This is a genomic window from Paracidovorax sp. MALMAid1276, assembly GCF_049198005.1.
Taxonomy (GTDB): Bacteria; Pseudomonadota; Gammaproteobacteria; order Burkholderiales; family Burkholderiaceae_C; genus Acidovorax.
On record NZ_JBMIRS010000163.1, the window covers coordinates 15,528 to 27,869 of the forward strand.

The following is a 12,342-nucleotide window of genomic DNA, read 5'->3' on the forward strand; positions in this document are numbered from 1 at the left end:
GAGGAAAACGCACCATGCCCCGTTTCGCCGCCAACCTGTCCATGCTCTACAACGACGTGGACTTCATCGACCGCTTTGCCGCCGCCGCGCGGGACGGCTTCAAGGCTGTGGAGTACCTCTTTCCGTACGCCCACCCCGCGCAAGAACTGGCCGCGCGCCTGCAGGCCCACGGCCTGCAGCAGGTGCTGTTCAACGCCCCGCCCGGCGACTGGGACGCAGGCGAGCGGGGCCTCGCCTGCCTGCCGGGGCGCGAGGCCGAGTTCCGCGCAGGCATGGCCAAGGCCATTGAATACGCCCAGGCCCTGCAATGCCCGCGCATCCACGTGATGGCCGGGCTGGTGCCCCCGGGTGCCGATGCCGCCACCCTGCGCGCCACCTACATCGCCAACGTGCGCCACGCCGCCGAGCAGGCCGCTCCCCACGGCATCCAGATCCTGCTGGAGCCGATCAACGGCCGCGACATGCCCGGCTTCTTCCTCAGCCGCCAGGACCAGGCCCATGCGTTGATTGCCGAGATCGGCGAGCCCAACGTGAAGGTGCAGATGGACCTGTACCACTGCCAGATCGTGGAAGGCGACCTGGCGATGAAGATCCGCCAGTACCTGCCCACGGGCAAGGTGGGGCACCTGCAGATCGCAGGCGTGCCCGAGCGCCACGAGCCCGATGTGGGCGAGCTGAACTACACCTACCTGTTCAAGCTGCTGGACAGCCTGGGCTACGACGGCTGGATCGGCTGCGAATACCGCCCCGCGCGCGGGGCGGCAGCGCACGCCACCAGCGACGGGCTGGGCTGGCTGCGCCCCTGGCTGTAGGCCTGCGTCCCACCAAAACGCTCTTATTTTGATAGCTATCAGCGCTTGATGGATAAGCGCTGAAGCCCATTTTTATCAATATTTATTCGAGAAATTGGCGCTGATGCGCTGGCGCAGGTATTCGGCGCCGGTGATGGGCGGGTATTTCTTCGCGGGGCCTTCGATGACCGCGTCTTCGTTGGCCTGTGCAAAGAACGCCAGGCTGTAGCGCGCACCCTGGTATTCGTGCGGCAGCGGGTTGCGCACGCGGTGGAAGTTGCTGGGCAGCTGGTCGTCGCTCCAGCGCATCAGCATGTCGCCGATGTTGCAGGTGATGACACCCTCCGCAGGCTCCACGCTGGTCCACTGGCGGCCCTCGGCCTCCTTGCCGGGCAGCACCTGCAGGCCGCCCTGGCCGGGGCGCTGGAACAGCAGGGTGAGGCAGTCGAAGTCGGTGTGTGCACCCGCGCGCCACAGGCCCAACTCGTCCTTCAGCGACGGGTCCACCGCAAAGTAATGCAGCATGCGCAGCGTGCTCTGGTAGCTAGGCACCTCGGGGTGGTGGGCGCGGGTGAAGAAGTCGGCATCCAGGCCCAGCTTGTAGGCAAAGCACGAGAGCAATCGCATGCCCACCTCCCAGCACTGGCGCTCGAAGGCCAGCGTGGCAGCCTGAAAGCCGGGCAGCTCGGCCTCGGTGGGCCACAGGCCCGCCATGCGCGGGCGCGTGACCTGGTAGGACTCCTTCTGGTCGGGCGTGCGCGTGGAGGGGCGGATCTGCGCCTTGTGCTCCCACCCGGCGTTGCGCGCCAGCGGCCACTGGGCCTTGGTGGCATGGGGCAGCGCGAAGAAGGCCTCCGCACGGTCGAAGGCGGCGCGGATGTCGTCGATCGGAATCCCGTGGTTCGTCACCTGGAAGAAGCCGATGTCGACCGAGGCGCTCCACAGCTGCTCGGCAATCTCTTCCTTGCGCGCGTCGAAGTCGGAGATGTCGATGCGGCGCACCTCGCGGGTGGAGGTCTCGCCATCCATCGCGCCGCCCATGCGCGATTCTTTTTCAAGCTCGCCCAGCACGTCGGGGGCGACGGTGGGCTCGTAGACGGAAGGGGTGGAATGTGCGGCGGCGGTCTGCATGGTGTGTGTGTCCTCGCGGGATCAAAACAAGGCACACGGCAGGCGGCTGACAATGAAGCGGCACGGCGCCATGTGGCTCTTGAAGGGAACAATGGCAACGGCCCGCAGGCTGTGCAGGCCCTCTTCCGAAGGCACACGCACCGCATACAAGCCGCCACCGGCTTCAAGAGCAATGACCCGCCGGCCGGTCTGCGCCATGCAGATCGGCTGGACTGAACGCTTCTACTCTTGCTGCACATGCTAGCAAGCAGCGGGCCAGCAGGGCCCTGCAGTGACGCCCTATGCAAGCCGCGCGCCGTGGGCCATGCGCTCACCAAACCGGGGCAGCCACGCACCACACAGGCGCGACCGCGGGTGCGCCCGGCCGTCACCACGCCTTCTGCACCACGGGCCCACCCATGGCCTGCGACAGCGGACACCCTTGTACACGGGGTGGGACGCAGGGCCTGCCGCTGCCATCGCGCAGCACCGGGCACGCTTCATGCATCAGCCACCTCCGAGTAGAAGCGTTCAGCGCTGCCACCCCTTGAGAACCTGTTCCTGGATGGTGGCGCCCGGAAATTGCTCAGTTCGACCCGGCACCCCGGGGGCGCATGTGCCCCCATGGTCCGGCACCCGTCACCGAACCTGGGCCACCACCATGCTGCTGCAACGCCGCCGTTTTCTCTCCACCACCCTCGCCTCGTCCATCGCTGCCACGCTGGGCGCTCCCCTCGTGTCGCACGCGCAGGGCACCCTCACCCCCATCAAGTTCACGCTCGACTTCCGCGTGACCAGCCAGACCTCGCCCTTCTTTCTGGCGCAGGCCAAGGGCTATTACCGCGACGAAGGGCTGGACGTGAGCATCGATGTGGGCGCGGGCTCGGTCGCCTCGATCACGCGCGTGGCCAGCGGCGCCTACGACATCGGCCTGGGCGACATCAGCTCGCTGGCCGAGTTCCACGCGCAGAACCCCGACACGCCGGTGCAGGCCATCTACCAGTACTACAACCGCGCGCCCTTCGTCATCATTGGCCGCAAGGACCGGGGCATCACCAGCGACTTCCAGTCGCTCAAGGGCAAGAAGGTGGCCGCCGCCGCGGTGGAATCCACGCGCCGCAGCTGGCCCATGGTGGCGCGCGCGCTCAACACCTCACCCGAGCTGTTCAGCTGGGTGACCACCGACTTCAGCGCGCGCGACAACGTGGTGGTGCGCGGCGATGTCGACGCCGCCACCTACTTCCACGACTCGGCCGTGTCGCTGTTCGCGCGCATGCCGCCCAAGGACCTGGCGGTGCTCGAATACAACAAGGCGGGCCTGAACCTGTATGGCAACGCCATCCTGGCCGGCAAGCTGCTGCAGGACAAGCCCGACGCGGCCCGCGCCTTCCTGCGCGCCAGCCACCGCGCGCTGCGCGAGACGCTGGCCAACCCCGAAGCGGCGTTCGCTGCCATCAAGGCGCGCGAAGCCATCCTGAATATGGACGTGGAGCGCGAGCGCTGGGCCATCACGCGTCAGTATCTGCAGACGGCCGAGACGGCTGCCGTGGGCCTGGGCGGCCAGCAGCCGGCCGTGCTGGCGCACCAGATCGACGAAGTGGCGGCCGTGTTCAACCTGTCGCGCAAGCCCGCGCCCGAGCGCGTGTTCAACCCCGCCTTCCTGCCCGCGCTGGCCGACCGCAAGGGGGTGGCATGAACGACCGTGCGGCACTGGCCGCAGGGCTGCCGGAGGAGGCCGTGCTGGGCGAGCGCGACGGCACCTACCTGCGCCAGGCCATCGCGCTGGCCGACAAGGCCCGCGCGCGCGGCAACCGGCCGTTTGGCGCGCTGATCGTGGGCGCCGACGGCACCGTGCTGGCCGAGGCCTGGAACGCCACCGGCGAGACCGGCGACTGCACCGCGCACGCCGAGACCTCGGCCGTGCGCCTGGCCAGCCCCGCGCACAGCCGCGAGGCCCTGGCGGACGCCACGCTGTACTCGTCGGCCGAACCCTGCGTGATGTGCGCAGGCGCCATCTTCTGGGCCAACATCGGGCGCGTGGTGTATGGCATCGACGCCGTGCGCCTGCGCGTGTTCCGTGGCGAGCGCGCGGACCAGCGCGATGCCGAGCTGTCCTGCCGTGATGTGTTTGGCAGCTCGCCCCACCCCATCGATTGCGTGGGGCCGGCGCTGATCGAGGAATCATCGGCATCGCACGGTGGCGCCTGGAAGATCTGAGCCTGAGGCCGCTGCCGAAAACGCATGCACACATGTCACACATTGTTCGTGGCATGCCAAATGCATGGGGGTCACCCACCACCGATCATCGACGGAGACATCCCATGCATGCCCTGTTGGCCGCCGTGCCGCCCGCCCCGTTCGACGACCCTGCCGACATCGGCGATGCCGATGGCACCTATCTGCGCCAGGCCATCGCCTGGTCGTGCACGGCGCGCGCACGCGGCAACCGCCCTTTCGGGGCCATCGTGGTGGGTGCAGACGGGACGCTGCTGGCCGAGGCCTACTGCAACGCCACCGAAACCGGCGACTGCACGGGCCACGCCGAGACCAACGCCGTGCGCCAGCTCAGCCCGCGCGTAGGCCGCGACACGCTGGCGCAGGCCACGCTGTACTCGTCGGCCGAGCCCTGCGTGATGTGCGCCGGCGCGATCTTCTGGTCTGGCATCGGGCGCGTGGTGTTCGGCATCGACGCCGAGCGGCTGCGCGTGTTCCGCGGTGAACGCGCCGAGCAACGCGACGCAGAACTGTCGTGCCGCGACGTGTTCGCTGCCTCGCCCCACGCCATCGAATGCATCGGCCCCGCGCTGATCGAGGAGGCGAGCGCACCGCATGTGGGGTTCTGGAAGTCCTGAGGGGCGTGCGCAGCGACAATCTCACGCCATGCCGAACGCCTCGAACTCCACCACAGAACCCCACGCCGACCCTTCCGGCATCGGCAGTGTTTCCAGCAGCCTGCTGAGCCGCTCCAAGCAGGGGCGCGAACGCATCCTGGGCGCCATCCGCGAAGCCGCCATCACCGAGTTCAGCCGACATGGCTTCAAGGGCGCATCCACCAAGGCCATTGCGGAGCGTGCAGGCCTGACCAAGCCCCAACTGCACTACTACATCAGCAGCAAGGAAGAGCTGTATGAAGAGCTGCTGTATTCGGTGCTCAATGGCTGGTCGGGTGCCTTCATCTTCGACGCCAACAGCAACGACCCGAAGACCGTGCTGTCGAACTACGTGCGCAAGAAACTGGACTACGCACTGGACAACCCCGGCCTTTCGCGCATCTTCACCACCGAGGTGCTGGGCGGCGGACGCAACCTGGGCAAATACTGGCCGGTGGCGGTCAAGTCGACCCAGCAGAAGGTGGACCTGATCCACCGCTGGATCGCCGAGGGCCGGATGCGCCCCGTGAATCCCACGCTGCTGCTCATGCAGATCTGGGGCATGACGCAGCACTACGCCGACTACGGCGTGCAGGTGCACATCATGCTGGGCCTGGCGCCCGACGAGCCCATCGACCGCGAGCCCATCGTGCGCGAACTCACCAACTTTGTGCTGCTGGGCTGCGGCCTGCCCGCCGACTTCGCACCAGATTGAGCGGGCCTGCACGCTTGCGGGCGTGGCAGGACCTCTGGCGGGCACTTTGACACCCCACGACGCCGGGTGCGGCCCCAAGCCGCGCTGGCACAGCATTTGCAATAGTTTGACCAATCGATCAAATCAAGTGGTCAAACATGCAAGTCCCCGCCAGGGCAGCTGCGCTGCCCGCCCGTGAACAGGCCTTCGAACTGGTGCTTGCGCGCAGCCAGATGCGGCTGCCGGTACAGCCCGGCGAAAGCATGGCCGACGTGCTGCAGCTCGCCGGCATTGCCATTGACACGCTGTGCGAGCAGGGCGTGTGTGGCACCTGCGTGACCCGGTGGACCGACGGCAAACCCGACCACCGCGACAGCTGCCTGAGTGCGCAAGAACAGGCCACCCACGTGGCCGTGTGCTGTGCGCGCAGCCTCGGGCCCACGCTCACGCTGGACCTGTAGACCCGCCCGCCCACCTGAAGGACAACGCCATGCGCATCCTCGTGATCTATTGCCACCCGGTGGAGACCAGTTACAACGCCGCCCTGCATGCGGAGGTGGTGCAGCAGTTGCGCGCCGCGGGCCATCAGGTCGATGACTGTGACTTGTATGCCGAGGGATTCAACCCTGTGATGACCCGCGAAGAGCGCCTGGGCTATCACGAGGTGCCCAGCAACCGGTTGCCCGTGCAGGGCTATGTGGACCGGCTGCTCTGGGCCGAGGCGGTGGTGTTCTGCTTTCCCACCTGGTGCTTCGGCATGCCCGCCATGCTCAAGGGATTTTTCGACCGCGTGCTCATGCCCGGCGTGGCCTTCGACATCAGCGACCCGAACAACGTCAAGCCGTCGCTCACGCACATCCAGCGCATCTCGGCCGTGGTGACCTATGGCCGCCCGCGCTGGACGGCGCTGCTCATGGGCGACCCGCCGCGCAAGTCCGTCACGCGCTACATGCGGCTGCTGACCGGCGGCAAGGCACGCGTGGACTACCACGCCTATTACCACATGAACGTGGCCACGCCGCCGCGCCTGGCGGCCTTCAAGGCCCGTGTGGGCCAGGCCATGGCGCGCTTTGCATGAGGGAGGGAAACATGCACGCATCCAGCATCCCCGACCATATCCAGCGCGCCCGGCTGCCGCGCTGGCTGCTGCCCGCGCAGTGGCCGCAGCAGGGCCACCAGCCGGCATTGGCGGACCTGCACCTGGCACAGGGCCGTGTGGTGCAGGTGTTGCCAAGCGGCAGCCAGCCCCACCCCGACGGCATCGTCTGGGACGTCGCAGGCGCCCTGGTGCTGCCCGGCCTGGTGGATGCACACACGCACCTGGACAAGGCCTTCACCCTGCCGCGCATGGGGGTGGTCAAACCCGGCCTGCTCGGCGCCATCGACGCCATGATGGTGGACCGCCAGGGCTGGACCGAAGCCGACATCCACGCACGTGCCAGCCGCGCGCTGCAGTGGGCATACGAAGCGGGCACCGTGCACCTGCGCACCCATTGCGACTGGTGGGAGCCCGACACGCAGCCGCTGGCCTGGAATGTGCAGCGTGCGCTGGCCCACGACTGGGTCGACCGCATCGCACTGGAGCGCGTGAGTCTCATCCCTCTGCACCTGTACGTAGAGCGCAGCACCGCCATGCGACTGGCCGCCACGGTGGCCGCCAGCGGCCCCGGTGCACTGTTGGGCGGCTTTGTGCATTCCACCAACTGGGACGCGCAGGCCCTGCGCCATCTGTTCGAAGCCGCGCAGCACCACGGCCTGAACGTGGACCTGCATGTGGATGAAGAGCTTCACCCGGGCGCGCTGGGTCTGGCGACCACGGCGGCACTGCTCAAGGAGTTGAAGTTTGACGGCCATGTGGTGTGCGGCCATACCTGCGCCCTGGCGGCGCAGGACGAAGCCACCGCCCTCACCACGCTTGATGCCGTAGCGCAAACCCCCATCACGCTGGTCACGCTGCCCATCACCAACCTGCTGCTGCAGGACGCCACCACGGGCCGCACGCCGCGGCAACGCGGCCTCACGCTGGTGAAGGAAGCGCGCGCGCGTGGCATCCCGGTGCTGGTGGCCAGCGACAACGTACAAGACCCGTTCTGCCCCGTGGGCAGCTTCGACCCGCTGGAAGCCCTGTCCGCAGGCGTTCTGGCCGCGCAGCTGGATGCCCCCTTTGATCGGTGGAGCGAAGCGGTGTGCCGTGCCGACTGGCTGCGCACCGGCCCCGCCGCGCTGCCCCTGCAGCCGGGCACGGTGGCCGACCTGCTGGTCTTCACGCAGGCCGACAACTGGGGTTTTCCGTCCCGCACCCAAGGCGCGCAGGGCCGCGTGGTGCTGCGCCAGGGCCGCGTGGTCAGCGGGCACGCACCTGCCGCCTGGCTTGTGCCCACCCCCCACACCACCAGGAGCTTTGCATGAGCCACAACCCCACACCTGGCATCGCCCAGCCCCTGGCCCGCTACGCCGCATGGCGCCGCGCAGGCGACTGCATCTACCTGAGCGGGATCATCGCCGTGGACCCTGCCGCCAGCCGCATCGTGCGTGGCTATGCCGACATTCCGGATGAAGCTGCCACGCTGATCGGCCGCACGGGCGAGTTCAGCAGCGACGTCAAGGAGGGGCCCATCCTGGCGCAGAGCTGGTACGTGCTCGATCGCATTCGCCAGACCATCGAGGCCGCAGGCGGCCAGATGTCCGACGTGTTCAAGCTGGTGCAGTACTTCAAGCACCTGGACCACTTCCCGCAGTACAGCCGCGTGCGCAGACTGTTCTTCCCGGGCGAGCCGCCGGCTTCCACCGTGGTGGAGGTCACCGGCATGCTGCCCACGGCCGACATCCTGGTCGAGGTCGAAGCGACCGCCTACCTCCCCTTGCGCTGACCTCTACATCTCCTTTCACGAAAGACCCGCCCCATGCTGCACGGCTACACCCCGCCCCACCGCTACCTGCCCTACCTGAGCTGGACCGAGATCTGCGACCTGCCGGACAAGGCCAACACCGTCATCGTGCTGCCCTGCGGCGCGACCGAGCAGCACGGCCCGCACCTGCCCTGCGCGGTGGACACCGTGATCAGCGCGGGCGTGGTGGGCCATGCCCTGGCGCGCCTGCCGGCCGAGGTGCCGGCGTTTGCGATGGCACCCATCACCTACGGCAAGTCCGAGGAGCACCTGCACTTTCCGGGCACGGTGACGCTGAGCGGCGAGACCCTGCTGGCCACCATGAACGAGGTGGGCGAATCGGTCTACCGGGCGGGCTTTCGCAAGCTGCTGTTCGTCAACGGCCATGGCGGTCAGCCGCAGGTGCTGGAGATGTGTGCGCGGGAGCTGCGCCTGCGCCACGGCGATTTCATCGTGGTGCCCAGCTTCACCTGGCGCGTGCCGCATGTGGCGGGCAAGTTCCTCTCCGACAAGGAAAAGCGCCTGGCCATGCATGCAGGTCATGGCGAAACCGCACTCATGCTGGCCCTGGCACCCGACACCGTGCACATGGAGCGTGCCGTGGTCAACTACCCGCCCGTTTTCGACTCCCCCCTGCTGTCGCCCGACGGCCGCCCGGCCTGCGCCTGGAGCGCACGCGACTTTGGCCCCAGCGGCGTCATCGGCGACCCGCTGCCCGCCACGGCCGAGCAGGGCCACGCCATCCTCGATTCGCTGGCCGTGAGCTGGGCTGCCGCCATCACCGAGCTGCACAAGCTGCAGTGGGCACCGCGCGCTGAGCCCACCTGGGGCCGCGCCCATCACACCGGGCACGTCGAGCACACGTCCGCACTGGCCTGAAACCTGCAAACGCCAGCGCAAACCTTCTCTTTTTCCCTTCGCTCTCCCTTCGTTCCACCTCCACCCCCTACCGGAGTAAAGCCATGATGAAGACCGCCTCCCGCCTTTCCAAAATTGGTGCAGCCGCGCTGCTCGCTGCTGGTGCCGTCGGCACCATGTCGGGCACCGCCCACGCGCAGGAAAAATTCACCTACATGACCAACTGGTATGCGCAGGCCGAGCACGGCGGCTTCTACCAGGCAGTGGCCACGGGCCTGTACAAGAAGTACGGCCTGGATGTGACCATCAAGATGGGCGGGCCGCAGGTCAACATCGTGCAGATGATGGCGGCCGGCCAGTCCGACTGCGTGATGGGGTCGAGCGACCTGCAGATGATCCAGATGCGCGAGGGCGGCGTTCCCGTGGTCAACGTGGCGGCCGTGTTCCAGAAAGACCCGCAGGTGCTGATCGCGCACGAGGACGTGAAGAAATTCGAGGACCTCAAGGGCAAGACCATCCTGATCGCCTCGTCGGCCCAGCGTGGCTACTGGCCCTGGCTCAAGGCCAAGTACGGTTTCACGGACTCGCAGACGCGCCCCTACACCTTCAACATCCAGCCTTTTGTGGCCGACAAGAACACCGCCCAGCAGGGCTACCTGACGTCTGAGCCCTTTGCCATTGCCAAGGCAGGCGTGAAAGCCAACACGCTGATGTTCAGCGACCATGGCTACCCCGCCTATGCCACCACCGTGAGCTGCATGGAAAAAACGGTGAAGGACCGCAGCGCTGCCGTGGCCTCGTTCGTGAAGGCGTCGATGGAGGGCTGGAAAAGCTACCTGGCCGACCCCGCCCCTGCCAACGCGCTCATCAAAAAGGACAACCCCAACATGACCGACGAGCAGCTGGCCTACAGCGTGGCCAAGCTCAAGGAACTGGGCATGGCGACCGGGGGCGACGCAGCGACCATGGGCATCGGCATCATGACCGACGCGCGCGCCAAGGCCAGCTACGACTTCCTGGTGGACGCCAAGCTCATCGACCCCGCCAAGGTGAAGCTGGCCGAGACCTACAACACGGCCTTTGTGAAGGATCTCAAGGTTCTTCCTTGATTCGATTCACGGGCTTCCATCCACATACCCCCAACCGTTCACGCTGAGCCTGTCGAAGCGCCGCGCAGGGCTTCGACAAGCTCAGCCCGATCGGTGGGTGGTGTGAAGCCCGGTGGATCAGACGCGCTCCCGCTGCCACCCCAGCCCTGACACAGCCGCCGCACCCCACCCACGGCCGCATCCATCGAAAGGCGACCATGACATCCCCCGCTGAATCTCCGCCGCTGGCACACGCCCAGGCACCGCTGCCCCATTCAACGCCCGCCGTGGAGGTGCTCTCCGCCGAGAAAACCTACCCCAACGGCACGCAGGCCCTGCTGCCGGTGGACCTGAGCATTGAGGAAGGCGAATTCGTCACCCTGCTCGGCCCCTCGGGCTGCGGCAAGAGCACGCTGCTGAAAATGGTGGCGGGCCTGCTGGAGCCCACCGACGGCCGCCTGCACCTGTGGCGCAAGCCCGTCGCGCAGCTGGACGAGAGCGGCAAGAAGATGGCCTTTGTCTTCCAGTCGCCCACCCTCATGCCCTGGGCCAGCGTGCAGACCAATGTGCGCCTGCCGCTGGACCTGGCGGGTGTGCCGCGTGCCGAGGCCGATGCGCGCGTGACGGAGGCACTGGCACTGGTGGGACTGGCCAAGTTCGCCAGTGCCCTGCCCCGCGCCTTGTCGGGTGGCATGCAGATGCGTGTTTCCATCGCGCGCGGCCTGGTCACCCAGCCCGACCTGCTGCTGATGGACGAGCCTTTTGGCGCACTCGACGAGATCACGCGCCACAAGCTGGACGCCGACCTGCTCCATCTATGGCGCCAGAAGAAGCTCACCGTGATCTTCGTCACGCACTCGATCCACGAGGCGGTGTTCCTCTCCAGCCGCGTGGTCATGATGGCCGCGCGCCCGGGCCGTGTGGTCGAAGAGTTCCGCATCGACGCACCCTACCCGCGCACGGCCGACTTCATGGTCTCGCCCGAATTCAGCCGCTACGCCAAGCAGTTGCAGGACAGCCTGATGCGCGCCAGCGTGGACACCGAGGAGACCGCGGCATGAGCACCCCCTTCCCTTCCGCATCCATCGCGTCGCCGGTGGCATCCCCCGTGGCGGCCTCCAGCCCTGTCACCGCACGCTCGGCCCCTGCGCAAGCCACCACTGCCAGGCCAGCCGGCCAGGCGGCCCCCCAACGCCCGCCTCTTATGGCCCAGCCCCGCGTGCAGCGCGTGGTGTACCCCATGCTCGTCGGCCTGGTGCTGATTGCACTATGGCAGGGCCTGGTCACGGCCATGGAGCTGCCGCCATACCTGGTGCCCTCGCCCATCCTGATGATGAAGACGCTGTTCACCGACTGGGCCGCACTGGGCGGATCGCTCTGGGTCACGGTCAAAATCACGGTGCTGGCCTTTGTGGTGGCCACCGTGGCGGGTGTGCTGGTCTCTTTCCTGTTCGTGCAGAGCAAACGCATCGAGACTGCGCTGTTCCCCTACGCCGTGCTGCTGCAGGTCACGCCCATCGTGGCTGTGGCGCCGCTCATCATCATCTGGGTGAAGGACCCGACCGCCTCCATGGTGATCTGCGCGGCGCTCGTCGCACTGTTCCCCATCATCAGCAACACCACGCTGGGCCTGCGCAGTGTGGACCCTGACCTGCAAAGCTACTTCCAGCTCAACCGCGCCACGCGGCTGCAGACCTTGCTGCGCCTGCGCACTCCCAGCGCACTGCCGTACTTCTTTGGCGGGCTGCGCATCTCGAGCGGGCTTGCGCTCATCGGTGCCGTGGTGGCCGAATTCGTGGCCGGCACGGGCGGCCAGGGTGCGGGGCTGGCGTACCAGATCCTGCAGGCGGGCTTTCAGCTCAACATCCCCCGCATGTTTGCCGCGCTGCTGCTGATCTCGCTCACCGGTGTCGCGCTCTTCGTGCTGATGGCATGGCTCACACGCGTCGCCCTGGGCGGCTGGCACGCCAGCGAAACGTCGCACGACTAGGAGTCTGCGCGGTAGAAGGCATCGAAGCGAAACGCGCGAAAACCGAGGATCGC

The 12,342-nt window shown here is 67.4% G+C and carries 15 protein-coding genes; 13 read left to right on the forward strand and 2 right to left on the reverse strand.

The window, feature by feature from the left end; all coding sequences use genetic code 11:
- Nucleotides 1–14: 14 nt before the first annotated feature.
- Nucleotides 15–812, forward strand: a complete 798-nt coding sequence (gene otnI, locus ACOQFS_RS11090) for a 2-oxo-tetronate isomerase (protein ID WP_421562937.1) — start codon at nt 15–17, stop codon at nt 810–812.
- A 75-nt stretch (nt 813–887) separates the two neighbouring features.
- Here the strand turns inward: otnI and ACOQFS_RS11095 are convergent, their stop codons facing one another.
- Both ACOQFS_RS11095 and ACOQFS_RS11100 read right to left on the reverse strand, forming a co-directional pair.
- Nucleotides 888–1,832 carry an isopenicillin N synthase family dioxygenase gene (locus ACOQFS_RS11095; RefSeq protein ID WP_421562951.1) on the reverse strand — a complete coding sequence of 315 codons (945 nt, stop codon included), beginning with the start codon at nt 1,830–1,832 and terminating at the stop codon, nt 888–890.
- A 111-nt stretch (nt 1,833–1,943) separates the two neighbouring features.
- Nucleotides 1,944–2,120 carry a hypothetical protein gene (locus ACOQFS_RS11100; protein WP_421562938.1) on the reverse strand — a complete coding sequence of 59 codons (177 nt, stop codon included), beginning with the start codon at nt 2,118–2,120 and terminating at the stop codon, nt 1,944–1,946.
- A 448-nt stretch (nt 2,121–2,568) separates the two neighbouring features.
- Between ACOQFS_RS11100 and ACOQFS_RS11105 the strand changes: the two genes are divergently transcribed.
- The 12 genes from ACOQFS_RS11105 (at nt 2,569) to ACOQFS_RS11160 (ending at nt 12,289) form a co-directional block, all read left to right on the forward strand.
- Nucleotides 2,569–3,597: an ABC transporter substrate-binding protein gene (locus ACOQFS_RS11105; protein ID WP_421562952.1), complete on the forward strand. Its 1,029-nt coding sequence runs from the start codon at nt 2,569–2,571 to the stop codon at nt 3,595–3,597.
- Nucleotides 3,594–4,118: a nucleoside deaminase gene (locus tag ACOQFS_RS11110; protein ID WP_421562939.1), complete on the forward strand. Its 525-nt coding sequence runs from the start codon at nt 3,594–3,596 to the stop codon at nt 4,116–4,118. Before ACOQFS_RS11105 ends, ACOQFS_RS11110 begins: the two co-directional genes overlap by 4 nt.
- A gap of 104 nt (nt 4,119–4,222) precedes the next feature.
- Nucleotides 4,223–4,753 (forward strand): nucleoside deaminase, encoded by a 531-nt coding sequence (locus ACOQFS_RS11115; RefSeq protein WP_421562940.1) that lies wholly within the window; start codon nt 4,223–4,225, stop codon nt 4,751–4,753.
- Nucleotides 4,754–4,781: 28 nt separating this feature from the next.
- Nucleotides 4,782–5,486 (forward strand): TetR family transcriptional regulator C-terminal domain-containing protein, encoded by a 705-nt coding sequence (locus tag ACOQFS_RS11120; protein ID WP_421562941.1) that lies wholly within the window; start codon nt 4,782–4,784, stop codon nt 5,484–5,486.
- A 137-nt stretch (nt 5,487–5,623) separates the two neighbouring features.
- The gene (locus ACOQFS_RS11125) at nt 5,624–5,926 is read left to right on the forward strand and encodes a 2Fe-2S iron-sulfur cluster-binding protein (protein ID WP_421562942.1); all 303 of its coding nucleotides are present in this window, start codon (nt 5,624–5,626) and stop codon (nt 5,924–5,926) included.
- Between the two features lie 29 nt (nt 5,927–5,955).
- Nucleotides 5,956–6,543, forward strand: a complete 588-nt coding sequence (locus tag ACOQFS_RS11130) for an NAD(P)H-dependent oxidoreductase (RefSeq protein ID WP_421562943.1) — start codon at nt 5,956–5,958, stop codon at nt 6,541–6,543.
- Between the two features lie 11 nt (nt 6,544–6,554).
- Nucleotides 6,555–7,874 carry an amidohydrolase family protein gene (locus ACOQFS_RS11135; protein WP_421562944.1) on the forward strand — a complete coding sequence of 440 codons (1,320 nt, stop codon included), beginning with the start codon at nt 6,555–6,557 and terminating at the stop codon, nt 7,872–7,874.
- Nucleotides 7,871–8,335, forward strand: coding sequence for a RidA family protein (locus tag ACOQFS_RS11140; protein ID WP_421562945.1), 465 nt, complete (start codon nt 7,871–7,873; stop codon nt 8,333–8,335). Before ACOQFS_RS11135 ends, ACOQFS_RS11140 begins: the two co-directional genes overlap by 4 nt.
- Before the next feature lie 33 nt (nt 8,336–8,368).
- Nucleotides 8,369–9,232 carry a creatininase family protein gene (locus ACOQFS_RS11145; RefSeq protein WP_421562946.1) on the forward strand — a complete coding sequence of 288 codons (864 nt, stop codon included), beginning with the start codon at nt 8,369–8,371 and terminating at the stop codon, nt 9,230–9,232.
- A gap of 83 nt (nt 9,233–9,315) precedes the next feature.
- A complete protein-coding gene (locus ACOQFS_RS11150; protein ID WP_421562947.1) occupies nt 9,316–10,320 on the forward strand; it encodes an ABC transporter substrate-binding protein in 1,005 nt (334 codons plus the stop codon).
- Nucleotides 10,321–10,517: 197 nt separating this feature from the next.
- Nucleotides 10,518–11,360 carry an ABC transporter ATP-binding protein gene (locus tag ACOQFS_RS11155; RefSeq protein ID WP_421562948.1) on the forward strand — a complete coding sequence of 281 codons (843 nt, stop codon included), beginning with the start codon at nt 10,518–10,520 and terminating at the stop codon, nt 11,358–11,360.
- On the forward strand, nt 11,357–12,289 hold the full coding sequence (locus ACOQFS_RS11160) for an ABC transporter permease (protein WP_421562949.1): 933 nt from the start codon (nt 11,357–11,359) through the stop codon (nt 12,287–12,289). The genes ACOQFS_RS11155 and ACOQFS_RS11160 overlap by 4 nt, the downstream gene beginning before the upstream one ends.
- The last annotated feature ends 53 nt before the right edge of the window (nt 12,290–12,342 follow it).